The sequence below is a fragment of the Pseudomonas sp. BIGb0381 genome, assembly GCF_024809815.1.
GTDB lineage: Bacteria > Pseudomonadota > Gammaproteobacteria > Pseudomonadales > Pseudomonadaceae > Aquipseudomonas.
The window spans coordinates 62,529-87,868 of record NZ_JANUEN010000012.1 but is presented as its reverse complement, the minus strand read 5'-3'; the positions used below and the strand labels follow the sequence as shown (position 1 = coordinate 87,868).

Below are 25,340 nucleotides of genomic sequence, written 5' to 3'. Positions count from 1 at the left end.
GTGGGAGGGGCGGTGCGACGATTCGACTTGCCCCCGATGAGGCCCTTAGCAGCACCTCAAAACTTACTTCTTCTTACGCGGCCCAGTATTAAAAACAGGCACCTTACGCACCGGCTTGATCGAAGGCTCCGACGGCGCCACGTCACCACTGTCCACCCACTTGCCGAGGTTGCGCTTACCACCGCCGCCACCGGACGCCTTAGGCTTCTTCGGTTTTTTCGGCTTCTTCACCACCTGACCGCTGGCATCGGTATCCGGCACGCGGTGCTCCGGCTCGAAGTCCTGTTCCATCTTGCGGGTCAAGGTCTGGCGGGTCAGCATCTCGATGGCCGAGAGCATGTTGACTTCATCGGCGCACACCAGGGAAATCGCCTCACCGGTGTTGCCCGCGCGACCGGTCCGGCCGATGCGGTGGATGTAGTCCTCGGCCACGATCGGCAGGTCGAAGTTGACCACCAGCGGCAAGTCTTCAATGTCCAGGCCGCGGGCAGCGACGTCGGTGGCGACCAGGATCTGCACTTCGCTCGATTTGAAACGGTCCAGCGCACGTTGGCGCGTGGCTTGCGGTTTGTCGCCATGAATGCCATCGGCATTGATGCCCAGGCCCTGCAACTTATCCACCAGCGCATCCACGCCGTTACGGGTCTTGGCGAACACCAGCACCTGCTTCCAGCGGCCTTTGCGCATCAGGTGCACAAACAGCTCCGCCTTGCGCTTCTTGTCCACCGGCACCACCCATTGCTTGACGGTGTTGGCGGCGACGTTGCGCGGGCTGACTTCGATGGTCAGCGGGTCGTTGAGCATCTGCCCGGCCAGCTGGCGGATGTCATCGGAGAAGGTCGCGGAGAACAGCAGGGTCTGGCGCTTTTTCGGCAGCATGCGGTAGATGTTCGCCAGTTCTTCGGAGAAGCCCAGGTCGAGCATGCGGTCGGCTTCATCCAGCACCAGGGTTTGCAGCTGGTTGAGTTTCAGCGCGTTCTGGCGGAACAGGTCGATCAGGCGGCCCGGCGTAGCGACCAGTATGTCGACACCCTTGCGCAGCTTCATCATCTGCGGGTTGATGCTCACGCCGCCGTACACCGCGTAGGTGGTGAGCGGCAGGTTTTGGGCGTATTCGGCAACGCTGGCGTGAACCTGCTCGGCCAGCTCGCGGGTCGGGCACAAGATCAGCGCGCGCGCCGAGTTGGCGGCGACTTTCGGCCCTTCCATGGTCAGCAGTTGCAACAATGGCACGGCAAAACCGGCGGTTTTACCGGTACCGGTCTGAGCCGCGGCCATCAGGTCGCGACCGGCCAGCACCGCCGGAATGGCTTGCGCCTGCACCGGCGTCGGGGTCTGGTAGCCAAGCGTCTCAAGGGCGCGCAGCAAGGGTTCGATCAGGCCAAGTGTGGCGAAAGTCATGTGTTTACCGTAGGAAAAATTCAGCGCAAGTCGCAATTGCGCCGCAGTTTACCTTATTTCCGGCTTGGGCTTTCGCCACTGGGGCAGGCTGATCAACAGCACGGCGCTGATAATCACCAGCATGGCCAGGGCCTCTTCCAAACCGATGGTCTCGCCGATGAACACAATCCCCAGTAACACTGCAACAGCTGGGTTGACGTAGGCATAGCTGGTCGCGGCCGCCGGGCGTACGTGCTTGAGCAGGTACATATAGGCGTTGAAGGCGATGATAGAGCCGAACACAGCCAGGTATGCCAAAGCCAGCCAGCCTTCCAACGGCGGCACGGCCTTCAGGTGTTCACCGGTGAGCACGCTGGCGATCAACAGCGTCACCCCGGCCACCAGCATTTCTGCAGCACTGGCCATGGCGCCCGGCGGCAACGGCAGGCGCCGACTCCACACCGAACCAAATGCCCACGACGCCGCCGCAAACAGCAATAAGGCCGCGCCCATGGGGCTCGACTGCAATGTGCTGCCCATGTTGAGCATGGCGATACCGATCATGCCCAGAATCACCCCGGCCCATTCCAGCCGGGTATTGCGCGCGCCCCAGAAATAACCACACAGCAAGGTGAACAACGGCACGGTCGCCACCGCCAGCGCCGCCACGCCGGACGACACCCCGGTGTGCTCGGCCACACTCACTGCGCCATTACCGAAGGTCAGCAGCAAAATGCCGATCTTGGCAGCGGCCTTCCACTGCTCCCAGGTCGGCGCCGGCGCCCCGCGCCAACGCAAAAAGCCATACATCGCCGCACCGGCCAGCAAAAAACGAATCCCGCCCAGCATCAGCGGCGGCCAGTATTCAACGCCGATGCGAATCACCAGGTAGGTAGACCCCCAGATGACATACAGCGCAAAAAAGGCGGCGATCAACGGTAAAGGAAAGCGACGTGGGCCAGGCATTGGGCAGCTCTAAGGCAGATATAAGAGAGGCTTATTCTAAAAAGGCAGGTTGTTAAACATAAGTTACAAAACCTGTTTAAACCGCCCATACACTTTTCAAAGCATGGTTATCAGGGCTATAACCCGTGCTTTCGAAAGCCACGCGCAACTGGAGCCTTATATGGACAAATACGACCGCATGCTCCTCAGCGCCCTGCTCGAAGACGGCCGCGCCTCCTACGCGCAACTGGCCCGCACGGTAAACCTCTCCGCCCCCGCCGTGGCCGAACGCGTGGCCAAGCTGGAAGCCAGCGGGGTGATCACCGGGTACCAGGCCAAGGTGGATTTTTCGAAGGTGGGCTTGCCGATTCAGTGCGTGATTGAACTGCGGCTGACCAACCACGGCAGCCAGAAGGTCTATGACGCCTTGGCCGAAATCCCCGAACTGACCGAATGCCACCGGGTCACGGGCGATCCGTGCGTGATCATGCAAGCGGCGGTGGGCTCGATGCCGGAGTTGGAGAGTCTGATCAATCGGCTGGCGAAGTTCGGGTTCAGCAAGACCTCGATTATTTTGTCGAGCGCGATAGAGCGGCGGGTGCCGTTGGGGCAGTTGGAAACCAATGGCAAAAATGGTGGCTGATCTACCGCCATCGGGAGCAAGCCCCCTCCCACATTTTGAATGTATTCACACATCAAACTGTGGGAGGGGGCTTGCTCCCGATGGCGTCAGTGGCCGCACTGCAAACTTGAGCGTTCAACGATCAAATCGACTATCTGCTTGAAGTCATGGATGAAGTCCGTTTGCTCCGTGACCTGGCTTCGGTCGATGAAACCGATGATATCGACGAATAGCTGAATCACCTTTTCGCTGATCTCGGCTCTCATTTAGTCAGCGTCCTTTTCTTCGCCCCGAATAACTGAACAGATACCAGAGGGCGGTTTTTAATCGCCAGCAAATGCGGCGGATTTGCTGAGCTGCGCGGTGGGCACTGCGCACACGTCGGGTGAGGGGATGGATGTGCAGCAGAGGGTGATGGATCGGGCGTTGGAGTGTGTGCAGCCTCGATGAACGACAGATAACCAATGTGGGAGGGGCGGTGCGACGATTCGACTTGCTCCCGATAGCTGAGTGTCAGTCACCAGATGTACTGGCTGACACACTGCAATCGGGAGCAAGCCCCCTCCCACATTTTTCTGAACGGCGTTGTTCTATCAGAACCCGCGATGTTTCTTCAGATGCTCATTGATCTTCGCCGCCGGCACCTTCTGCAGGGTGCACAGCAGGTCGTGGGACAGTTCGCGCAAGCCATGGGTACGCCGCAGTTCCTGGGCCAGGTGCGCCGTGAGGTTGGCGGCCATTTCCGCATCCGCCAGCGCTCGGTGAGCCTGGCCGGTGTGGGGCAGTTGGGCGTAGGTGTTGAGGGTGCCGAGCTTGTGGTTGGGCGCAGCCGGCATCAGGCGGCGGGCCAGCAGCAGGGAGCAGGCGAATTTTTGCAGGCGGGTGCGGCGGATCAGGCCGAGTTCGAAATCCCAGAATTTCTGGTCGAACGCGGCGTTGTGCGCCATCAGCGGCGTGGTGCCGACGAATTCATTGACTTCGTTCATCACCCGCTCGGCCGGCGGGGCGCTGCGCAGCATGGCGTTGCTGATGCCGGTGAGTTGCTCGATAAAGCCCGGCACGCGCACGCCTGCGTTCATCAGGCTCTGGTAGCGGTCCACGATCTGGCCGCGTTCGAGGATAACCACCGCGATTTCCGTGGCCCGGCAATGGCTGCTCGGGGTGATGCCGGTGGTTTCAAAGTCGATGACCGCTATACGTTCCAAACCTGTTCCAACTCCGTCTAACCCTTTATTTATTAAGCCGCCGTGCTTATTTGAGCAGCAACGCGCCTTCGATCGGCACGTAGCGGCTGGCGGCACGTATCAGTGAGTTGGCCGTCAGCCCCGGTACGCCGTAGGCAACGGCTTCGACGCCGTGCTTGTGGATGATGCGGTCGAGCAGCATGTCGAAGTCGCCGTCACCCGAGGCCAGCACAATTTCGTCGACGTGGTCGGCGGCGTCCATGATGTCGATGGTGATGCCCACGTCCCAGTCGCCCTTGGCCGAGCCGTCGCTGCGCTGGATATACGGCTTGAGCTTTACCGTGAACCCAAGGTTGCGCAGGATCTGCTGGAACTGCTGCTGCTTGCTGTCACCGCGGTCGATGGCATACGCATAGGCCTCGACGATCTGCCCACGCGAACTGATATCAGCCCACAGGGCGGCATAGTTGAAATGGCAGCCATAGGCCTGGCGGACGGTGTAGTAGAGGTTTTGTACATCGGCGAACACTGCAATTTTCTTCACCGCACTTCCTCATGACAGCCAGGCGCCAGGGCCCGGAAAGGGTGCCAGTATGCCAGCCGCGAGAACGTTTCCGGGAAAAATCAGACCGGGGCGGCTCAGCGCCCCGGACCGGGAGTGTCAGACGAAGGAATCGTCGTCGCCGAAGGAGGAAGAATCGTCGGAATAGTCGCTATCGGCAAAGCTGTCCGAGGCGTTGTCGCTGCCCCAGCTGTCATTGCCGGCGAACTTCTGGTCATCGTTGCCCCAGTTGCCGTTGTCACTGGCGGGCGCCGGCTCTTCACGGATGATTTCTTCCACAACCTGCGGCTGTTGCGAGTTGTGGCTGAACAGGCTGCTGATGCCTTCGGCCAGCAACACACCACCGGCCACGCCCGCGGCGGTTTTCATCGCGCCACCGAGGAACCCGCTGCCAATGGGGGCGGCGGCAGGTTGTTGTGGCTGTTGATAGTTCTGTTGCGGCGCTGGCTGGCCAAAGGACGGCCGCGCCGGTTCACGCCAGCCACCGCCCGACGAGGCCGGAGCGCTCTGGGCCGGTTGCGGGTCACGGGAACCGCCGCCAAAGATGCTCGACAGGAAACCACCGCTGCTCGCCGGGGCCGCTTGTGCGGACTTGGCCCGCTGCAACTCATCCTGCAATTGCTGGATCTGCTGCGCCTGTTGCTTGTTCTGCGCGTCGAGACTCTTGAGCGCGTGTTCCTGCACCAGGATCGACTGGGTCATGTAGTACCCGGCGGCCGGTTGGCGAGTCATGTGCTCCTTGATCCGCGCTTCTGCCTGGGCGTCGCGGGGGGCTGAGTCCGTTTCGGCTTGTTGCAACCGTGAAAACAGTCCATCGATCAGGGTTTGCTCTTCGCTGTTCATGGCGACCTCGTTAGATTGCCGGTAAAAATCGTGGTCCTGCCTGTGATCAGGCCAGGTGCGTTCTAGTTATGGGGGTGTTACGAGTTGTTTCAATGGTCTTTACTCAAGGTTTACGTTTGCTTACCGCTGGCCATGATCGGTTAAAGTGTTGCCCTTGCTTTCAGGCCTGCGATGACCCCGATGAATCCGTTAGACGTATTGCGCGACTCCTTCCGTTTTACCCGAGGCAACCTGGGCGCAATCGTCCAGCTGTGCCTGCCATTGGTGATCCTCGAGGCCCTGCTGCAACAGCTGCTCGACCACACGCTCGGCGCGGATGCGTTCCCCGGCTACAGCGTGGTGGTGGGCTTGCTGGTGTACCCGCTGTACACCGGTGCCTTGATCCTGTTTCTCGACGCCCGCACCCGTGGCGAATCGCCGCGCACCAAGGACATCTGGGCCATGGCCCTGACCCTGTGGCCGCGCTTCGCCCTGCTGACCGCCATGAGTACCTTGCTGATTTTGCTGGGCCTGTCGCTGTATTTCCTGCCGGGCCTGTGGCTGATGGTGGTGCTGGCGTTCGCCGAGTACCTGTTGGTGCTGCGCGGCATGTCGGCGCTGGAGGCGATGAAGGAAAGTCTGCGCCTGACCCGTGGGCATTTCTGGCGAATCCTGGTGTGCCTGTTGTGTGTGATGACACCGCTGTGGTTGCTCAAAGGCGCCAGCGTCGCGGCCTATCCCAACCCCGCGCCGTTGCTGGGGCTGCTGATGGACAGCGCCCACAGCTTCCTGCAACTGTTTACCAGCGTAGTCCTGTTCCGTTTATTCATGCTGATCGGTGGCGATGCCGACGCGCGGTGATATGCTCCACGCCACTCCTGAAACGCTATAAGCCGAGCCGATGACCCGTTTATTGCGCATCACCCTGCTGGGCCTGCTGATCGTTGCGGGCCTGCTGACGGCCCTGATCTACAGCCTCACCTGGCGCCCCGCCGCCAAGGAAACCCTGCCCGTCAGTTGCGTCGCGCCCCGTGCGCCGACCCTGTTGCCAGGGCAGGCACTCAAGGTCATGACCTGGAACGTGCAATACCTGGCGGGCAAGAACTACGTGTTCTGGTACGACACCGCCGACGGCAGCGGCCCGGACGAACGACCTACCGTCGAAGACATGGCCGTCAGCCTCGACGAAGTGGCGCGGGTGATTCGTGACGAACAGCCCGACATCCTGCTGTTGCAGGAACTCGACGAAAACGCCAAGCCTTCCCACTACCAGGACCAGCTAGCGCTTTTGCAGGAGCGCCTGGTCGACCTCTACCCGTGCAGCGCCCAGGCGTTCGACTGGAAAGCCGACTTCGTACCCGACCGGCATATCTTCGGCAGCGTGGGCCGCAAGCTGGCGACCCTGAGCCGCTATCAGATCGAACACGCCGAGCGCCTGCAATTGCCGGCGCCCGAGGCCAATATCATCAGCCGCCAGTTCCAACCCAAGCCGGCCTTGCTGCTGACCTACCTGCCACTGAGCGATGGCGGCCAACTGGCCGTGCTCAACACCCGCCTGGACGGTGATGCACCTGGGCGCAGTGCGGTGCAGGAGCAGGTGCAAACGACAGTGAAGCTGCTGGATAAATTCGAAGGCCGTGGCACGCCCTGGCTGATCGGCGGTGATTTCAACCTGCTGCCACTGGGGCAATTCCTGCGTTTGGATGCGGGTAAGCGTGGGCAGTATTCGCCGGACAGTGAGCTGCACTTACTGTGGGACAAGTACCCGATGATCCCGAGCAACAGCCAATCCAGCGGGATTGATCGTGAGAAATGGCTGACGCATTTCCCCAACGATCCGAGCATCGATGGCCCGGATCGCACCCTGGATTACCTGTTCTACAGCCCGCGAATCAAGCGGGTGGAGGCCAAGGTTAGGCAGGAGGATACGTTGCGTATTTCCAACCATTTGCCGGTGATTGCACGGTTCCTGCTGCCCGCCGCGCAATAACCCACACAACAAGATTAATGTGGGAGGGGCGGTGCGACGATTCGACTTGCTCCCTCCCACATTTGGATCCTTAGCGTTACGACTTTCGGGGTTTGATCCGCGCGGTCGGCTCGGCTATCAGCGGATCATCCGGCCAGTAATGCTTGGGATACCTGCCCTTCAGATCCTTCTTCACTTCGGCATAGGTACTGCGCCAGAAGTTCGCCAGATCCTGCGTCACCTGCACCGGCCGCCGCGCCGGCGACAATAGGTGCAACTTCACCACCTGGCGCCCGCCGGCAATGCGCGGGGTGTCGGCCAGGCCGAACAGTTCCTGCAAGCGCACCGCCAGGATCGGCGGATGTTCGCTGTAGTCCAAACGCACCGATGAGCCAGACGGCACTTTCACATGCTGCGGCGCCAGCTCGTCCAGGCGTTGGGGCAGCGGCCAGGGCAACAGGTTGTGCAGGTAGCTGGAAATATCCAGGTTGGCGAAATGGCTCAGGCGCGAGACTTTGCCCAGGTAGGGCATCAGCCAGTGCTCCAGGCCGGCGAGCAAGGCGCTGTCGCTGACATCGGGCCATTCGCTGCTTTTGCCGGCGTCCAACTGGCGCAGCAGCAGGACGCGGGATTGCCATTGGCGCAGTTCAGGGGTCCAGGGCAGCAGCTCCAGACCTTTGCGCCGCACCAGGTTGACCAGCGCCTGGCTGCGTGCGGATTCGTCGAGACCAGTGAGCGGTTCGCGGCTGAGCACCAGTTCGCCGACTTTGCGCTGGCGTTCGGCGCGCAGCACGCCTTCGCGCTCGTCCCAGTCCAGTTGGTCGACGTTGCGCACTTGCTCGGCGAGGACCGTGTCGAACAGCGTCGGGTCAAAATCTGCCGCGAGGTAGATGCGTTCTTCGCGCTGGCCCTGGCGGCTGCCGAGGTCGGCGATCACCAGCCAAGGTTGTTTCATCAGGCTGTCGGCCTCGGCGAACAGCGCGGCGCGGCCGTTGGCCAAACGGTATTCGGCACCACCGGGGCGGCGTTGCTGGGCGACACGGTCCGGGTAGGCCAGCGCCAGCAACGCACCGAGCCAGCGCGGGTGGTCGGGGTCGGCTACCGGCCGGGTCGCCTGGCCTCTCAAATAGCCACGGTATTGCCGCGCCAGTTGCTTGGCGCGCTGCACGCCACCTTGAGTACCGCGCGCACGCTCTTCGCCGGACATCAGCGCCAGGCGGCTGTGCAGATCCGCGCCGCCACCGCGCAAAATATCGCGCTCGCCCAACAGTGCAGCGACATCACAGGCGGTGGCCGCAAGCCCCAGGTCCTGGCCGCGCAGCAGTAAATGGGCGATGCGTGGATGGGCCGGCAACTCGGCCATCTTCTGGCCATGAGCCGTGAGTCTTTCTTCATTCAAAGCCCCGAGGCGCACCAGCAAGTCCTGGGCCTGGGCATACGCAGCGGTCGGTGGTACGTCGAGCCACACGAGCTGCGTGGGCGTGACGCCCCAGCGCGCCAGCTGCAAGGCCAACCCTGCCAGGTCGGCCGCAAGGATTTCCGCACTGCCATACGCGGCCAGCCCTTCATGCTGGTCTTCGGACCACAACCGGTAACACACCCCCGGCTCCAATCGCCCGGCCCGGCCCGCGCGCTGGGTGGCGCTGGCGCGGGAGATGCGCTGGGTGTCGAGGCGGGTCATGCCGCTGCCGGGGTCGAAACGCGGCACCCGCGCCAACCCGGCATCGATTACCACGCGCACGCCGTTGATGGTCAGGCTGGTCTCGGCAATGTTGGTGGCGAGCACCACTTTGCGTTTACCGGCAGGGGCAGGATCGATGGCTGCGCGCTGGGCGTTGAGGTCCAGTTCGCCATGCAGCGGGCAGAGCAACACGTCAGGGCTATTCCCCAGGGCGTCGGCCAGTTGCTGGTTGACCCGGCGAATTTCCGCCTGGCCCGGCAGGAACACCAGCACGCTGCCGGTTTCATCGTGCAGGGCTTCCAGAATGGTTTGCACCACGCGCGGCTCGATGAATTCACCCGGCTGGTACGGCCGCCCCCAGCGCATCTGCACCGGGAACATGCGCCCCTCGCTGCGCAGGATCGGCGCGTCGTCCAATAGGCGGGCCAGGCGCTCGCCTTCGAGGGTGGCGGACATCAGCAGGATTTTCAGCGGTTGCTCGTCGCGAAACACATCGCGGCCGTTCAGGCTCAGGGCCAGTGCCAGGTCGGCGTCGAGGCTGCGCTCGTGGAATTCGTCGAAGATCAGCAGGCCCACACCGTCCAGTGCCGGGTCGTCCTGCAGGCGGCGGGTGAGGATGCCTTCGGTGACCACTTCGATACGCGTAGTGGGCCCGACTTTGCTGTCGAGGCGGATGCGATAGCCGACGGTCTCACCGACTTTCTCCCCCAGTTCGCTGGCCAAGCGTTCCGCGGCGGCGCGAGCGGCCAAACGCCGGGGTTCGAGCATCAGGATGGTCTGCCCGGCCAGCCAAGGCTCATTCAACAAGGCCAAGGGTACGCGGGTGGTTTTACCGGCGCCGGGCGGCGCTTCCAGCACGGCTTCATGGCGATTCGCCAAGGCGTCACGCAGGGCGGGTAAAACATCATCGATCGGCAACGAATTCATACTGGCTCCAAAGCAGAGCGGCGAGTATAACGGCGAACTGCCGGATGCCGACGCTGGTCTCAATGGCAGTGCTATATAGTCCCGTATCAACCGTGTTCAGGAGAGTCTCCATGCGTATCGCTTCCCGTGTCATCGGCGGTGTCCTCGCCATCACCCTGCTGAGCCAACTGACGGCCTGCGGTTCGATTTTCTACCCGGACCGCCGTGGCCAGATCGACGGCAAGATCGACCCGACCATTGCCGTGCTCGATGCCGTAGGCCTGTTGTTCTACGTGATCCCTGGCTTGATCGCGTTCGGCGTCGACTTCGCCACGGGCGCGATCTATTTCGAACCCGGCAAGACTGCCCAGGTCGCCCCGGAAAAACTCCACGAAGCCATCGGCGCCGACGGCAAGGTCGACAACGCCAAGCTGCAAAGCATCATCCAGAAGGAAACCGGCCGCACCCTGCCGCTGGACGACCCGCGCATGATCCAGTTCAAGGGCAGCGTGCAACAACTGGCGTCCCTGGGCCTGCAACCCGCCGGCTAAGGAACGTTTATGACCAGCAGTCCCGAACACGCCCGCCTGTTACGCCTGGCCACCCGCGCCTCGGTGGGCGTGGCCTGTGCGCTGATCGTTACAAAGGCCATCGCCTGGTGGCTCAGCGGCTCGGTGAGCATGCTCGCCGGGTTGACCGACTCACTGCTCGATGGCGTGACCTCGCTGCTGAACCTGCTGGCAGTGCATTACGCCCTGCGCCCGGCCGATGACGATCACCGTTACGGCCATGGCAAGGCAGAGTCGCTGGCGGGCATGGCCCAGGCGTTGTTCATTGGTGGCAGCGCGGTGTTGATCGCCTTACAGGCGTACGAGCGTATGCAGCATCCGGAACCGGTCGGCGCGCCGTGGCTGAGCATTGGGGTGATCGTGTTTTCCCTGGTGCTGACCGTGGCGCTGCTGATGCTGCAACACCGGGTTGTGCGCGAAACCGGCTCCAATGCCGTGCGGGCGGACTCGTTGCACTATCGCTCAGACTTGCTGCTCAACGGCAGCATCCTGGTGGCGCTGGTGCTGGCGGGCATGGGCTTTCATCAGGTCGACGCCTGGTTCGGCCTGGGCATCGCTGCCTACATTTTGTGGAGCGCGATCCACATCGCCAAGGAAAGCTTTGCGGTGTTGATGGACGAGGAACTGCCGCCGGACGTCAGCCAGCACATGCTGGAACTGGCGCGAGGCGTGCCGGGGGTGCTGGGTGCCCATGACTTGCGCACGCGCATCTCGGGCAACCACTGGTTTGTGCAGTTGCACCTGGAGTTGCCGGGGGAGTTGACGTTGTCAGTGGCCCACGGCATCAGCGACCAGGCCGCCGATGCCATTCACGCAGCCTACCCGCGCGCCGAAGTGCTGGTGCACGCCGACCCGCGAGAAGTGGTCACGGGCGCCAAGGCCTAGTACTGCACCTGATACCCGCGACTGCTCAGGCAGTTGCCCTGGGCCTGGCGGTAGGTTTGCACCACCGCCGGGTCAGGGGCGTAGGTGACCGCCTGCGGGTCGAAGCCGCTTTGTTGCACCGCCCAGCGATAACAGTCGTAACCGTCCTGCTGCACTTGCGCCGGTGACTGCCCGTTGGTGGGATAGGCCACCACGTCATAGCCATTGCCTTGCGGTGCTGGCTGCGGCGCCGGCACTTGCGTCGGCGGTTGCACCACCACGTATTGCTGGGTGCTTTGTTCGTAGGCGTAGTAGGCGCCGGCGGCCAGGAACAACAGCGAGCCACCTACCCACACTTCGCGCGCATAGTCGGGCAGGTAATGCACGCGGATACCATACGGCGGCGCCACGACCACATAGCGCGGGCCTTGGGGGCGGTACCAGTAGCCGCCGGAGAAGAAGTAATCCTGGCCACGGTACGGCACGCGGTAATTGCGGTCGGGGAAGCGGTCGACGGTATAACCGGGCCGATACTGCGGGCCGGGGCCCCAGCCGTTGCCATGCCCATCGGGGCGACCTGGCCAGCGGTTGTCGTTGGGATGCCCGTTGTAGCCCGGCCGCGAACCTGGGCCACCGGCCTCCCAATTCCGGTTGTCGTCGTTGCGTCGAGGAATGTCACGGTAGTAACCCTGACGCGGTTCCTGGGTCTGACGCACGGTATCGGGGCGACCCTGGATCGGCAGGTTATTCGCAGGCTGCGGGGCTGGCCGAGGCTGTTCGGCACCTTGCGGGCGACCTTGCCACTGACCGCCACCGTGTTGTTGCTCGGCGCGATCAAAATGCGGGTTCTGTGGACGCGGCTGATTGTTTTCCGGCCGTGGTTGATTGTTCTGGGGCTGCGGGCGCGGTTGGTTATTTTGCGGGCGCGGTTGTTCGTTACCTTGACCTTGCCGACCGCCCTCCGGCCCTCTTTCATGCTGGCCGCCCCCTTCAGGGCGTGGGTCTTCGGCCATCACTTGCGTGCCGACGGTGACCATCAGCAAACCTACACCTGCCATACGCCAGATGCGCTTCATGCTATTCCTCACTGCGGATAGGGCCTGGAAGGTCCGGCCTCATAGATGAGACTGGAAAAGCCTCGCCCGGTTCTGAGACAGGTTATCAGTCACAAGAACAATTTTCTTAAGGCAAAAGAAAAGGGGTGACCCGTCGGCCACCCCTTGAGAACTTCGTCCATGCTCAACGCTTTTGACGTTGGCTCACCTCACGCCGCCTTGTGGACAGTGTGCAGCCTGGAGGCCGGCTCAACCCTGCTGGGGTGGCGGCCGCAGCGCGCCTGATTGGGCGAGCTGCTGTGGACTATTGTCCAGGCGGTGATTCTGTTGATAAAGATACAGGCCCGCGCCCGACAGATGATTGCGAAGATTGCGTCAATAAACAGTGCTTGCGCAATTTTTAACCCTTCATGGATAATTCACCGCAATAGTTACGACAAAGGCCAACCCGATGAGCAAGCTTGACCGATACGACCTGAGTATTTTGGCGGAATTGCAGCGCGACGCGAGGATCTCCAACCAGGAGTTGGCCGAGCGCATCGGCCTGTCGCCTTCGCCCTGCTCGCGCCGGGTCAAGCAGTTGGAAGACGACGGCTACATCTCGCGCCAGGTCGCCCTGCTCGACCGCAAGATGCTCGGCCTGAGCCTCACCGCCTATGTGCTGATCGGCATGGACCGCCACACCCCCGAGCGTTTCGAGAACTTCGAAGCGGCCATCCGCACCCTGCCCCAGGTGCTGGAATGCAGCCTGGTCACCGGGATGGATGCGGACTATCAGTTGAAAGTGGTGGTGCCGGACATGGACCACTATCAGAAACTGCTGCTGGGCCACCTCACTCGGATCGAAGGCGTGACCAGCGTGCGCTCGAGCTTTGTGCTGAACCAGGTATTGAACAGCACCGAGCTGCCACTGACCCACCTGCGCACTTAAGATCGGTGAAGGTCAACTGTGGGAGGGGGCTTGCTCCCGATGACGGTGTGTCAGCCACAGATTAGCTGACTGACACACCGCCATCGGGAGCAAGCCCCCTCCCACATTTGGAACGCACTTCGATCCAGGTCAATGTTGCACCTGTGACGCTGCCGTATACTTGCCGCCTGCCCCGTTGGAAGAGCCCATGAACAACATCGACCCCGCCCTGTTCGAAGAATGGATGATGACCGGCCTGGTCACTATCCTGATCATTTTCATGGGCTTTATCGTCTGGGACCTGGCGAAGAAATCCAAGGCCGGGCGCTTTGGTTCGTTCATCCTGTTTTTCGTGCTGGGCCTGGGCGTGGCCGCGTTCATCATCAAGAGCGTGGTGATCGGCCTCATCGAGTCCGGCGCTTTATAAACGCGCGGGTACTTCCTTCCATTGGCCTTGGTCCAGGCCGTCGATTGTCCAATCGCCAATGCGCACCCGCACCAGACGCAAGGTCGGCAGGCCCACGGCGGCGGTCATGCGCCGCACCTGGCGGTTACGTCCCTCTCGAATCACCAGTTCAAGCCAGTACGTCGGTAGGTTTTTGCGAAAGCGCACCGGCGGGTTGCGCGGCCATAACTCGGGCTCATCCAAACGCCGGGCCTCGGCGGGCAAGGTTTTGCCATCGTTGAGTTCTACCCCATCGCGCAGGCGTTGCAGCAATGCTTCGGTGGGTTCGCCTTCCACCTGCACCCAGTAGGTTTTCGCCAGCTTGTGCTTGGGGTCGGCAATACGCGCCTGCAACTGGCCATCGTTGGTCAGCAGCAACAGGCCTTCGCTGTCACGGTCCAGGCGACCGGCCGGGTAAATGCCGGGGATGTCGATAAAGTCCTTGAGCGTCGCCCGCCCGCCCTCGTCGCTGAACTGGGTCAGCACATCGAAAGGTTTATTGAACAGGATCAACTTCGGCTCGGCCGGCGGCGCCTTGGCAACACGGCGCGCAGCAGAATACGGAGGTTTCACACCGGGGCGGCGCGAATCGGGACGGGTGGGACGGGACATGGCAAAGGAACATCTAACGGTCAGGACCGACAATGCTAGTGGCCTGACCGCTAAATGACCATCCCAACCGCTTAGCGGAACGGCGGCTCGTCGAAGCTGCGCAGCTTGCGCGAGTGCAACGAGTTGAGTTCGGTGCGCAACAGGTCGACCGCCTCGATGCCGATCTTCAAGTGCTGGCTGACCGCACGTTCGTAGAACGCGTTGGCCGACCCCGGCAGCTTGATCTCGCTGTGCAGCGGCTTGTCCGACACACACAACAACGTGCCGTACGGTACGCGCAAGCGATAGCCCTGGGCGGCGATGGTGCCGCTTTCCATGTCCACCGCCACGGCGCGGGACAGGTTGATCAACGGCCGTTCCTGGGCCCAGCGCAGCTCCCAGTTGCGGTCGTCGTAGGTCAGCACGGTGCCGGTACGCAGGCGTTTTTTCAGCTCTTCGCCTTTCTCACCGGTGACATTCGCCGCCGCCTGCTGCAAGGCCATCTGCACTTCAGCCAGGGCCGGGATCGGGATGTTCGGCGGTACCACGCGGTCGAGAATCCCGTCGCGGCGCATATAGGCGTGGGCCAGTACGTAGTCGCCGATGGTCTGGGATTGGCGCAGGCCGCCACAGTGGCCAATCATCAGCCAGCAGTGTGGACGCAGCACCGCCAGGTGATCGGTGATGTTCTTGGCGTTGGACGGGCCGACACCGATGTTCACCAGGGTCACACCGTGGCCATCGCTGGCCTGCAGGTGATAGGCCGGCATTTGGTAGCGGTGCCACACCACGCCCGCGGCAATCGCCGACGCTTCACCGTGGTCCATGCTCTTGTCGATGATCACATTGCCCGGCAGCACCATGCGGATAAAACGCGGGTCGCTGCGCAATTGTTCCAGGCCATGCAGGATGAACTGGTCGACATAGCGGTGATAGTTGGTCAGCAGGATCCACGGCTGCACATGGCGCCAGTCGCTGCCGGTGTAATGCACCAGCCGACGCAGGGAAAAGTCCACGCGCGCTGCATCGAATAGCGCCAGGGGCAGCGGATCGGTGTTTTCCCAGTCGTACAGGCCATCGGCGATGCCGTCGGTGGCGGCCGACAGGTCGGTGCTGGGGAACACGCGCGCCAAGGTCGCGGCGGTCACACCGGAGCCGGCCAGTTCGTCGCCCTGCTCCACCACGTACGGGTACGGAATGTTCTGCTGGCTGACGCCCACTTCCACCGTCACGGTAAAGTCGTGCATCAGCGGCACCAGTTGTTCCAGCAAATACTTACGAAACGCCGCCGGATGAGTAACGGTAACGCTGTAGGTCCCCGGTAACTGGACCTTGGCATACGCCCGGGTAGTCTGTGGGACTTCACCGTGGCAGTGGTAAGTCAGGCGCAGTTCCGGATAGCGAAACAGCGCGCGTTGTTCGGCGTCGGGTTCGACGCGGTCCTTGAGGTACTGCTTGAGGGCTTGATTGAGCGCGCCGGTAGCCCGCTCATGCAGGGCCGCCAGCCGATCCACGGCTTCTTCGGCGGTTTGAACGACAACAAAAGCTTCGGTCACGGTAAGCATCCTGTGTTCTGACTTGCAGGCCTTTATCTTGCCTGTATCCCTGTCAGACGCAAACCTTGAATTGGAGTGCCCTCGCAAGATGGCTGCAATCCCTGTGGGAGGGGGCTTGCTCCCGATAGCGGTGGGTCAGTTTATAGATAGGCTGACTGACACTCAGCCATCGGGAGCAAGCCCCCTCCCACATTTGGACCGTGTTTATTCAGATACATTGGGGCTTGAGCGCGCGACGATGGCCCCGACATCGACGCCACGCGGCAAGGTGCCGTAGACGCGGCCAGACGACTGGCCCAAACGGCTGGCAATAAAACCATCGCTGACCGCCCCATCACCGGCTTCCAGCAGCAACTTGGCCTGCAGCGCCACGGCGATGTCCTCGGTCAACTGCCGAGCGCGGTACTGGATGTCCTGGGTGTCCATGAACGCCGACTTCAGGTGTTCGATATGCCGCGCCAGTTGCTTATCACCATGCCCGTCACCGAGTTCGACAAACAGCGCTTCCAGCACGCCGGGCTCCTTGGACAGTGCGCGCAGCACATCCAGGCATTGCACATTGCCGGAACCTTCCCACGTCGAATTCACCGGTGCCTCACGGTACAAGCGCGGCAGGATGCTGTCCTCCACGTAGCCCGCGCCGCCCATGCATTCGGCGGCTTCGTTGATCATCGCCGGGGCGCGCTTGCAGATCCAATACTTGCCCACCGCCGTCACCAGCCGAGCGAACTTGGCTTCGCGCTCATCGCCCAGATTGTCCAGGGCGCAGCCCATGCGCATGCTCAAGGCCAGCGCGGCTTCGCTTTCCAGGGCCAGGTCGGCCAGCACGTTTTGCATCAAAGGTTGCTCGCTGAGTACGCGGCCACCGACCAGACGATGGGCGCAATGATGACTGGCCTGGGTCAGCGCCTGGCGCATCAAGGCGCTGGAGCCGACCATGCAATCGAAACGCGTCATGGCAACCATCTCGATGATGGTCGGCACGCCACGCCCCTCTTCGCCGATCATCCAGGCCAGGGCGCCGCGAAACTCCACTTCACTGGAGGCGTTGGAGCAGTTACCCAATTTGTTTTTCAGGCGCTGGATGTAGAACTCGTTGCGGGTGTCATCCGGGCGGTGCCGGGGTAGCAGGAAACAGGTCAGGCCTTTGTCGGTCTGGGCCAGGGTCAGGAAGGCATCGCACATCGGCGCCGAGCAGAACCACTTGTGGCCCACCAGCTCATAGGCTTGCCCGGGCCCGCCCGCGCCCACTGGATAGGCGCGGGTGGTGTTGGCGCGCACGTCGGTGCCGCCCTGTTTCTCGGTCATCGCCATGCCGATGGTTACACCGGCCTTGTGGGCAATGCCGACATTGCGCGGGTCGTATTGGGTGCTGAGGATTTTCGGCAGCCAGGTCTGCGCCAGGTCGGGTTGCAAGCGCAGGGCCGGGACACAGGCGAAGGTCATGGTCAGTGGGCAGCCGGTGCCGGCCTCCGCCTGGCTGTGCAGGTAGGTCATGGCTGCGCGCGCCACATGGGCGCCAGACTGTGGATGGGCCCACGGCAGCGACGGCAGGCCATGCTCGACTGCCGTGCGCATCAGCTCATGGTAGGCCGGGTGAAACTCCACCAGATCGATACGATGCCCATACCGGTCATGGCTGCTGAACAGCGGTTTGTTCTGGTTGGCCAGGAACCCGGCCGTCATCAGCGGCCCGCCGGCCAACGCTCCGTATGCATCGATGCGCGCCTGCGCCCAGCCGGCGCCAAAGCGCCGCGACCAGTCTTGCAGGGGCACGTCGATGCGGTACAGGTTGGTGCCGTCCAGGGAGGGCGGCTGGTTGGTGACGTCGTGGGTTTCGGCGAACTGATGCAGGTTCATGACGGGCCTCCTGGAAAAAGGCCCTGTCGAATGCACACCTACCCATGAAGGCGCAGATCGATTGAGGCCGGTTTTTTCAGTTAAGCACCGTCATCCGGGTTAAAAAAGTGGCATACGCGCCGAATGCCCGGCGCCTTCGCCCTCTAGCGCGCTCAACAAGTGGCGTTCCAGTACCGCCTGCAACGCCTCGAAGCGCACCGGCTTGGCCAGGCGGTCGGTGATGCCGATGCCATGGCAGCGCTCGCGCTCAGACGTATTCAGCGACGTACTCAAGGCGATCACCGGCAATTCACCACAGCCCGGCAGTGCACGAATCTGACAGCACAACGAGAAACCGCCTTCAGGTATATCCAACAAGACGGCGTCGAAGTTTTGCCCCTGCAAGGCCGCCAACGCCGCCGGACCGCTCTCCACGGTTTTCACCCGGTAGCCCAACTTAAGCAACATGCCGCGCACCACCAACTGGCCGACGCTGTGGTCATCCACCAGCAATACCGCGCAATCCTGGGGCGCGCGTTGCCGGTCGGACGCCGGTTTTGCCTCGGGCGGCACCGGGCTGACTTTCACGTCCAGCTGGAAGCGGCTGCCCTTGTGCGGCTCGGAATGATGGGTAAGGCGTCCGCCCAACAGCTCGATCAATTGCCGGCAGATGGCCAGGCCGATACCCAGGCCGCCGTATTCGCGGGTCATGGAGCCATCGAGCTGGAAAAAGCGCTGGTACAAGGTCGCCTCGTCGAGGAAGGCGAAGCCAATACCGGTGTCGGTAACAATAAAGCTCAGGCGTACGCCGCCATCACTGTGAGGTACACCCACCACTCGCAGGCGCACGGAGCCTTCGCGGGTGAACTTGAAAGCGTTGTCCAGCAAGCAATCCAGGCACTGGATCAGTTTGTCGACGTCACCCACCACGCGGTCCGGCAGCTCCTCGGCCACATCGATGGAAAATGCCAGGCCTTTGCCTTGGGCGCTGGCGTTGAATTGCTGGCGCAGGGTGTCGAGCACGCCGCGCAGGCTGAACACCCGAGGCTGGGAACTCAGGCGGCCGGCCTGCAATTCGGTAAGTGTGAGGATGCCATCGACCATGCGCATCATGTCCCGTGCCGAACCGGCGGCAGTTTGCTGGTACTGCGTCAGGTCGTCGTCCAACGGTACCGTTTGCATCAGCTCAAGGGAGCCGATCACACCGTTCATGGGCGTGCGCAGTTCATGGGTCAGGGTTGCGAGGAATTCATCCTTAAGACGGTTGCTGCGGGCCAGTTGCTGGTTGAGCACTTCGAGCTTCTGGCTGGCATCGAACAGGATCTGCGCCTGTTGTTCACGCATGGCGTTGATGCGGTCGGCGAGGGCCAGGGATAACAGCGCCACTTCAATCGCTGAGCCGATCTGGCTGGCGTACATGGTGAGGAACACATTGGGCAAGTAGCCCAGCACCATCAGCGTATTCACCACCCCACCCAACAGGAACGCCGACCAGGCGATGATGAAATACCGCGCCACCCGCTGGCCGCAGTACCAGGCCTTGATGGCGGCGACGAAGATGGTGACGGTGAATACCAGCGCCAAACCGGTCGCCAGGCGCAAGGCCAGGGCGTAGCTGGTCAGCAGCGCCAGCGCCATCACTACGCCGCCGCATACCGCCAGTGTCAGCAAGACCCGGTTGAGCCAGCGGCTGTGCTGCGCGGTATGCAGGAAGCTACGGGCGAACAGGCTGCCGAACAGCGCCGCCGAACCGATCAGCAACGGTACCGCTGCATTCGCCCACCACGGGTTGTTCGGCCAAAAGTACTGCACGGCCACGCCATTGACCGACAGTTGGTACAGGCCAAACGAGGCGATATAGAGGATGTAATACAGGTAGCTGGTGTCGCGCACGCTCAGGTAGATGAACAGGTTGTAGACCAGCATCCCCAGCAATACGCCGTAGATCACGCCAAGCACAGACAGGCGCAGCGGTTGTTGCTCCAGGTAAGCGGTGCCGGACCAGAGCGTCAGCGGCGCCTGGATCGAGCCTTCACTTTGCAGGCGCAGGTAGAGCGTCTGTTGCTGGTTGGGCACAAAGTTGAGCTTGAACAGATAGTTGCTCTGGCTGACGTCACGACTGGAAAAAGGCAGCGCACTGCCGGTGCGGCTGGCCAGCCGATAATTGCCGGTGCCATCGTTCTGGTACAGGTCCAGATGATTGAGCGGTGGATAAGCCAACTCCAGGAACCAGGTGCGGGGGGCACGGGGGTCCTTGGCCATGTAATGCAGGTCGACCTTGAGCCAGAACACCGAGCGCGAATAGCCGGCGTTGAGGGTGGCTTTGTCATGGTGCTTGAATTGAGCAGCGTAGGCGGGAGAGCTTACTTCGGCGATGGTGAGGGCATCGGTCGGGTCTTCGAGCACTTGCATGGCTCGGCCCAGCGGCAGGCTTCGGGTGTCCTGATTGAACTCGATGGCGCTGGCGAGCATCGGCAGCCCGCACAACAATAAGATCAGCAAATAGCGCATAGAGCCCCAGCGTGGCCTGTCCGGTTATGTCAAAAGCCCCCCATCCTTTTGAGAAGACGTACACCGGCGGTACAGTAAGTTGTTTGGATCCACTTTAGCATAGCCACCAAAGGCCATTGGACACCATTGAAATAATTTTCCTTAACGCTCTAGAACAAGGCTTTCAGCGCTTTTTGCGAGAAGAAAAGCGCCAAAAAATCGTCATTCTTTGGACAAAATTCAACCATCGCCCGAAGGCCCCGCCAAAAGCGTTTGGTGGTAAGCTCGCGCACCATGAATATCTACAGCTCTCGCCCCGTTGTCCTCTGTCTCTCCGGCCATGATCCCAGTGGTGGCGCCGGCTTGCAGGCAGATATCGAAGCCCTGCTCGCCCAAGGCTGCCACGCGGCTCCGGCCGTCACTGCCCTGACTGTGCAGAACACCGTCAATGTCAGCGATTTCCGCGTGCTCGACCGTGAGTGGGTACTGGCCCAGGCCAATGCCGTACTCGACGACTCCGAAGTGGCGGCGGTCAAGCTGGGCATGCTCGGCTCTACCGCAATGGTCGACACCGTGGTCGAACTGCTGCAGGCGCACCCGCACCTGCCGGTCGTGTGCGACCCGGTGCTGCGTGCCGGCGGCGGCGGCAGCCTGGGCAAGGACGAAGTCGGCTACGCCATGCGCGAGCGGCTGCTGCCGCTGTCGCTGATCGCCACGCCGAACCTGCCTGAAGCCCGTATCCTCGCCGAGCTGCCCGAGGGCACCGCCGACGAATGTGCCGAGAAGCTGTTGCCGTTTATCAAGCATCTGTTGATCACCGGCGGCCATGGCGATGAGCACGAAGTGCACAACCGCCTCTACAGCCGTGATGGCACGCGCCAGACCTTTACCTGCCAGCGCCTGCCCGGCAGCTATCACGGTTCGGGCTGCACCCTGGCCAGCGCCCTGGCCGGACGGATCGCCCAAGGCGAAGGGCTGGTGAGTGCGGTGCAGTCGGCACTTAACTACACTTGGCGCACCCTGCGTGACGCTGAACAACTCGGCCAGGGCCAGTTTGTACCGCGCCGTCTGCCGCTGGATTTCTGTTCGTAACTTTCTGCTCTTAAAAGCAAGAGGCCTGCCCGATGAAACTACGTGGCCTTTACGCCATTACCGACAGCCAACTGTTGGCCGGCAAGTTCCTCGCCTACGTCGAAGCGGCATTGGACGGTGGCGTGACCCTGCTGCAGTACCGCGACAAAAGCAGCGACGAAGCCCGGCGCCTGCGCGAAGCCGAAAAACTGCGGGAGCTGTGCTCGCGCTACAAGACCCAGCTTATTATCAATGATGACTTTGACTTGGCAGCGCGCCTGGGCGTCGGCGTGCACCTGGGCCAGACCGACGGCCCACTGACGCCGGCCCGTGCGCTGCTCGGTTCCAAGGCGATCATCGGCGCCACCTGCCACGGCCAGATCGAACTGGCCGAACAGGCGGCAAAAGAAGGCGCCAGTTATGTCGCCTTCGGCCGCTTCTTCAATTCCAACACCAAGCCGGGCGCTCCGGCCGCCACCGTTGAAATGCTCGCCGAGGCCCGCAAGCGCCTGCATGTGCCGATCTGCGTGATCGGCGGCATCACCCTGGAGAACGCCGGACCGCTGGTGGCTCATGGTGCCGACCTGCTGGCCGTGGTCCACGGCCTGTTCGGTGCCGAAAGCACCCAGGAAGTCACGCGCCGCGCCCGCGCCTTCAACGAACTCATCAAATCCTGAATTCAGAGAGCCCTCACCATGTCTCGTTCCGAAACCCTGTTTGCCAATGCCCAGAAACACATCCCCGGCGGTGTGAACTCCCCCGTGCGTGCGTTCAAGAGCGTGGGCGGCACGCCGTTGTTTTTCAAGCATGCCGAAGGCGCCTACGTCACCGACGAAGATGACAAGCGCTACGTGGATTACGTCGGTTCCTGGGGGCCGATGATCCTCGGCCATAGCCACCCGGACGTGCTGGACGCCGTGCGCAAGCAACTGGAACACGGCTTGTCCTACGGCGCGCCGACCGCCATGGAAACCGAGATGGCCGATCTGGTCTGCAGCATCGTGCCGTCGATGGAGATGGTGCGCATGGTCAGCTCCGGCACCGAAGCCACCATGAGCGCGATCCGCCTGGCCCGTGGTTTCACCGGCCGCGACAGCATCATCAAGTTCGAAGGCTGCTACCACGGCCATTCCGACAGCCTGCTGGTCAAAGCCGGTTCCGGCGCGCTGACCCAAGGCGTACCCAGCTCGGCCGGCGTACCGGCAGCGTTCGCCAAACACACCCTGACCCTGCCGTTCAACGACATCGGTGCCGTCGAGCAGATGCTCAGTGAAGTCGGCCAGGACGTGGCGTGCATCATCGTCGAGCCGGTGGCCGGCAACATGAACTGCGTGCCGCCCGCCCCTGGCTTTCTGCAAGGCCTGCGCGAACAGTGCGACAAGCACGGCGTGGTGCTGATTTTCGACGAAGTGATGACCGGCTTCCGCGTTGCCCTCGGCGGTGCCCAGGCGCACTACGGCGTCACACCGGACCTGAGCACGTTCGGCAAGATCATCGGTGGCGGCATGCCCGTGGGCTGCTTCGGCGGCAAACGCGAAATCATGCAGCACATCGCGCCGCTGGGCCCGGTGTACCAGGCCGGCACACTCTCGGGTAACCCGCTGGCCATGGCGGCCGGCCTGACCACCCTGCGCCTGATCAGCCGCCCGGGCTTCCACGCCGAGCTGACCGACTACACCACCCGCCTGCTGGACGGCCTGCAACAGCGCGCCGATGCCGCCGGTATCCCGTTCGTGACCACGCAAGCGGGCGGCATGTTTGGCCTGTACTTCAGCGGCGCCGATGACATCGTCACCTTTGATGATGTGATGGGCAGCGATGCCGACCTGTTCAAGCGCTTCTTCCACCTGATGCTGGAGGGCGGCGTGTACCTGGCGCCGAGTGCCTTCGAAGCCGGTTTTACCTCGATCGCCCATGGCGATGCCGAGCTGAAACTGACCCTGGATGCCGCCGAGCGCGCGTTTGCCGCACTGAAATAGCCGCTGAAAAAATCTGGCGTTGCTGTAGGCGGCGTCAGGTTTGCTACTTTGCTGACAGGCATTTCCTTATTTTTCCGAGAATTTACCTGCAATCCGGCAGATAACTTGCCCAAGCAGCAGAAAAACGAGTAAAGACTTTGTAAGCAGAGGCCTGCTTATTTCATAATGCGCGCTTATTGGATCCCGAGAGGATCCGCGCGCCCCGTCAGAGGTAAGTCGATTCCCATGAAACGCACCGGCCGCGCCCTGGTACTGGGCTGCCTGTTGCTCCTTCAGCCGCTGCTGGCACATGCCCAGGCAGGCGGCAACTCGTTGTTAATTCCAGCGATGGGTCGTTGCACCCTCAATACCCAGCCAGACAGCCAGGCCGAAGCCCTGAGCGCGTGTCAGAAACAGGCCGACGGCGGGGATGCGCAGGCGCAATACGAGTTGGGCGAGTACTACCACGACAGCAAAAACCCGGCCCGTGACCTCAACAAAGCCTTGAGCTACTTCGAGAAAGCCTCGTTGCAAGGCCACGCCCAGGCGCAATTCCAATTGGGTACCATGTTCTTCAAAGGCGAAGGCGTGCCGGCCAATAACGTCCAGGCCTATATCGTGCTGAAAATGGCCGCGGTCAACGGCGCCGAAGACGCGCTGGACACCGCCGACGAAGTCGCCGAGCACATGCAACGCGATGAATTGGAAGTGGCCACCCAGGTCCTGGGGCAGATTTTCCGCAACTACCTGCTGGAGCTGCAGAGTGCCGATGGGCGCTCGCCCTTCTCACCCCTGCCCTGATCAAGGCGATAACAGATAACCCTGTCGATATGCCTTCGGGCCTGCGACATGAGCAATCGTCATACCAGCGGTAGCCATTCGCCGTAGTGACCGAACATACAAAAGCCCCCCGCGCGTACAAATGACCGGAGTTACGTGGTCGGTGATCGGATCAATGATTTCGGCCAGGACTTGCCCCGCCTCCAGGGAATCGCCCACCTGCGCGCAAAACACAATCAAACCTCCCACCGGACTGATCACGGGCTCTACCCCGGCCAACGGCGTCGGCGCGTGGAGTAATGGCGGCGGGGGCGGCGCATGGCCATCAATGGCTCCGCGCTGAATCAGGTAGTTAATCAGTGCCTGGCAATCCTGCCGCGCCAGCCCGTGGTCCACATCGGCAACACCTCGCAATTCCACCGTCACCGCGAACCCCGGCGCTGTAAAGCGCCCGGTAAACCGCGCCTGCATCTGCGCCCAGAACAACGTAAAGCACTCATCGAACGACTGCCCTCCTGCCTCCTTGGTGAGAAAGCATGCCCTGGCGCCCAGGTAGCGAGCCAAGGGCTCCACCTGTGACCAGAAATCCGGTGACAGGTACAAGTGCTGCACGGCTTCGAAATCACAATGCAGGTCCAGTACGATATCAGCGTCACAGGCCAGCCTTTGCAGGACCAAGCGCATCGATTGCAACTGCGTCGCCGGTACTTGGCAGGCAAGCGTTTGCCGCAGGCTGGAACGGATCAGTTGCAGATTGTTGGCAGGATCATCGGTCAACAGGTCTTGCACGCAATCACCGACCTGCTGGCTCACATCAAGGAAGAAACGGTTGAAGTTCTCCCGGCTATCGTTATCGAAGCGCCCCTGAGGCACGTCCATCAGCACCTGTTCCAACCCCAGCGGATTGGCCAACGGCACCAGCACAACCGACCAACGCAACAATCCGGCCGCCTCCAGCTGCGCCAACCGTTGCTTCAGATGCCATAGGACCAGCATCCCCGGCAACTCATCGGCATGCAGCGAGGCCTGGAGGTAGACCTTGCCAGGCGCATTGTCTGGACCGTAATGAAAGCTATGGATCTGTCGTGCCGTACCCGGCACAGCCGCCAGTAACTCGTGTATGTGAGCCTGCATATCGGCC

The 25,340-nt window shown here is 62.1% G+C and carries 24 protein-coding genes; 11 read left to right on the top strand and 13 right to left on the bottom strand.

What is annotated here, in order from left to right:
• Positions 1-63 precede the first annotated feature (63 nt).
• Complete coding sequence (locus M2397_RS25995; protein ID WP_131700127.1) at positions 64-1,401, bottom strand: DEAD/DEAH box helicase; 1,338 nt, start codon at positions 1,399-1,401, stop codon at positions 64-66.
• Between the two features lie 48 nt (positions 1,402-1,449).
• Positions 1,450-2,346, bottom strand: a complete 897-nt coding sequence (gene yedA, locus M2397_RS25990) for a drug/metabolite exporter YedA (protein ID WP_131700126.1) — start codon at positions 2,344-2,346, stop codon at positions 1,450-1,452.
• 160 nt (positions 2,347-2,506) lie between these two features.
• Here yedA and M2397_RS25985 point away from each other — a divergent pair, with 160 nt between their 5' ends.
• The gene (locus M2397_RS25985; RefSeq protein ID WP_131700125.1) at positions 2,507-2,968 is read left to right on the top strand and encodes an Lrp/AsnC family transcriptional regulator; all 462 of its coding nucleotides are present in this window, start codon (positions 2,507-2,509) and stop codon (positions 2,966-2,968) included.
• 86 nt (positions 2,969-3,054) lie between these two features.
• Here M2397_RS25985 and M2397_RS25980 read toward each other — a convergent pair whose 3' ends face one another.
• From M2397_RS25980 to M2397_RS25965, 4 genes are all read right to left on the bottom strand, one after another.
• Complete coding sequence (locus M2397_RS25980) at positions 3,055-3,213, bottom strand: hypothetical protein (RefSeq protein ID WP_259244724.1); 159 nt, start codon at positions 3,211-3,213, stop codon at positions 3,055-3,057.
• A 327-nt stretch (positions 3,214-3,540) separates the two neighbouring features.
• Complete coding sequence (locus M2397_RS25975; protein ID WP_115487532.1) at positions 3,541-4,152, bottom strand: PolC-type DNA polymerase III; 612 nt, start codon at positions 4,150-4,152, stop codon at positions 3,541-3,543.
• 46 nt (positions 4,153-4,198) lie between these two features.
• Positions 4,199-4,675, bottom strand: coding sequence for an NYN domain-containing protein (locus tag M2397_RS25970; RefSeq protein ID WP_024077544.1), 477 nt, complete (start codon positions 4,673-4,675; stop codon positions 4,199-4,201).
• 117 nt (positions 4,676-4,792) lie between these two features.
• Positions 4,793-5,536 carry a DUF2076 domain-containing protein gene (locus M2397_RS25965; protein ID WP_131700124.1) on the bottom strand — a complete coding sequence of 248 codons (744 nt, stop codon included), beginning with the start codon at positions 5,534-5,536 and terminating at the stop codon, positions 4,793-4,795.
• 180 nt (positions 5,537-5,716) lie between these two features.
• Here M2397_RS25965 and M2397_RS25960 point away from each other — a divergent pair, with 180 nt between their 5' ends.
• Together M2397_RS25960 and M2397_RS25955 are read left to right on the top strand one after the other, a co-directional pair.
• Complete coding sequence (locus M2397_RS25960) at positions 5,717-6,376, top strand: YciC family protein (protein WP_092488567.1); 660 nt, start codon at positions 5,717-5,719, stop codon at positions 6,374-6,376.
• 40 nt (positions 6,377-6,416) lie between these two features.
• Positions 6,417-7,505: an endonuclease/exonuclease/phosphatase family protein gene (locus tag M2397_RS25955; RefSeq protein ID WP_131700123.1), complete on the top strand. Its 1,089-nt coding sequence runs from the start codon at positions 6,417-6,419 to the stop codon at positions 7,503-7,505.
• Between the two features lie 76 nt (positions 7,506-7,581).
• On the opposite strand, the gene hrpB is transcribed toward M2397_RS25955, so the two are convergent.
• On the bottom strand, positions 7,582-10,092 hold the full coding sequence (gene hrpB, locus M2397_RS25950; RefSeq protein ID WP_259244723.1) for an ATP-dependent helicase HrpB: 2,511 nt from the start codon (positions 10,090-10,092) through the stop codon (positions 7,582-7,584).
• A 110-nt stretch (positions 10,093-10,202) separates the two neighbouring features.
• On the opposite strand from hrpB, the gene M2397_RS25945 reads away from it, so the two are divergent.
• Positions 10,203-10,622: a polyribonucleotide nucleotidyltransferase gene (locus M2397_RS25945; protein WP_131700121.1), complete on the top strand. Its 420-nt coding sequence runs from the start codon at positions 10,203-10,205 to the stop codon at positions 10,620-10,622.
• Positions 10,623-10,631: 9 nt separating this feature from the next.
• Positions 10,632-11,525 carry a cation diffusion facilitator family transporter gene (locus tag M2397_RS25940; protein WP_131700120.1) on the top strand — a complete coding sequence of 298 codons (894 nt, stop codon included), beginning with the start codon at positions 10,632-10,634 and terminating at the stop codon, positions 11,523-11,525.
• Here M2397_RS25940 and M2397_RS25935 read toward each other — a convergent pair.
• A complete protein-coding gene (locus M2397_RS25935) occupies positions 11,522-12,580 on the bottom strand; it encodes a DUF6515 family protein (RefSeq protein ID WP_259244722.1) in 1,059 nt (352 codons plus the stop codon). The two genes, M2397_RS25940 and M2397_RS25935, sit on opposite strands and share 4 nt — an antisense overlap.
• 430 nt (positions 12,581-13,010) lie before the next feature.
• On the opposite strand from M2397_RS25935, the gene M2397_RS25930 reads away from it, so the two are divergent.
• Positions 13,011-13,490: an Lrp/AsnC family transcriptional regulator gene (locus tag M2397_RS25930; protein ID WP_003176264.1), complete on the top strand. Its 480-nt coding sequence runs from the start codon at positions 13,011-13,013 to the stop codon at positions 13,488-13,490.
• 196 nt (positions 13,491-13,686) lie between these two features.
• Positions 13,687-13,896, top strand: a complete 210-nt coding sequence (locus M2397_RS25925) for a DUF2788 domain-containing protein (protein ID WP_025999909.1) — start codon at positions 13,687-13,689, stop codon at positions 13,894-13,896.
• Here the strand turns inward: M2397_RS25925 and M2397_RS25920 are convergent.
• The 4 genes from M2397_RS25920 to M2397_RS25905 form a co-directional block, all read right to left on the bottom strand.
• Complete coding sequence (locus M2397_RS25920) at positions 13,891-14,526, bottom strand: pseudouridine synthase (protein WP_131700118.1); 636 nt, start codon at positions 14,524-14,526, stop codon at positions 13,891-13,893. The genes M2397_RS25925 and M2397_RS25920 overlap by 6 nt on opposite strands.
• A gap of 71 nt (positions 14,527-14,597) precedes the next feature.
• Positions 14,598-16,070, bottom strand: coding sequence for an AMP nucleosidase (gene amn, locus M2397_RS25915; RefSeq protein ID WP_024077553.1), 1,473 nt, complete (start codon positions 16,068-16,070; stop codon positions 14,598-14,600).
• A 195-nt stretch (positions 16,071-16,265) separates the two neighbouring features.
• Positions 16,266-17,921 carry an acyl-CoA dehydrogenase family protein gene (locus tag M2397_RS25910; RefSeq protein ID WP_259244721.1) on the bottom strand — a complete coding sequence of 552 codons (1,656 nt, stop codon included), beginning with the start codon at positions 17,919-17,921 and terminating at the stop codon, positions 16,266-16,268.
• A gap of 99 nt (positions 17,922-18,020) precedes the next feature.
• Positions 18,021-20,411: a hybrid sensor histidine kinase/response regulator gene (locus tag M2397_RS25905; RefSeq protein ID WP_259244720.1), complete on the bottom strand. Its 2,391-nt coding sequence runs from the start codon at positions 20,409-20,411 to the stop codon at positions 18,021-18,023.
• 273 nt (positions 20,412-20,684) lie between these two features.
• Between M2397_RS25905 and M2397_RS25900 the strand changes: the two genes are divergently transcribed.
• From M2397_RS25900 to M2397_RS25885, 4 genes are all read left to right on the top strand, one after another.
• Entirely contained in the window at positions 20,685-21,482 is a 798-nt protein-coding gene (locus tag M2397_RS25900) for a hydroxymethylpyrimidine/phosphomethylpyrimidine kinase (protein ID WP_145336714.1), read from the top strand.
• A gap of 32 nt (positions 21,483-21,514) precedes the next feature.
• On the top strand, positions 21,515-22,138 hold the full coding sequence (thiE, locus tag M2397_RS25895) for a thiamine phosphate synthase (protein WP_259244719.1): 624 nt from the start codon (positions 21,515-21,517) through the stop codon (positions 22,136-22,138).
• Between the two features lie 18 nt (positions 22,139-22,156).
• A complete protein-coding gene (gene hemL / locus M2397_RS25890; protein ID WP_131700113.1) occupies positions 22,157-23,440 on the top strand; it encodes a glutamate-1-semialdehyde 2,1-aminomutase in 1,284 nt (427 codons plus the stop codon).
• A 225-nt stretch (positions 23,441-23,665) separates the two neighbouring features.
• Positions 23,666-24,220, top strand: a complete 555-nt coding sequence (locus M2397_RS25885; RefSeq protein WP_131700112.1) for a tetratricopeptide repeat protein — start codon at positions 23,666-23,668, stop codon at positions 24,218-24,220.
• On the opposite strand, the gene M2397_RS25880 is transcribed toward M2397_RS25885, so the two are convergent.
• Positions 24,221-25,333, bottom strand: coding sequence for a succinylglutamate desuccinylase/aspartoacylase family protein (locus M2397_RS25880; protein WP_131700111.1), 1,113 nt, complete (start codon positions 25,331-25,333; stop codon positions 24,221-24,223).
• Positions 25,334-25,340 lie beyond the last annotated feature (7 nt).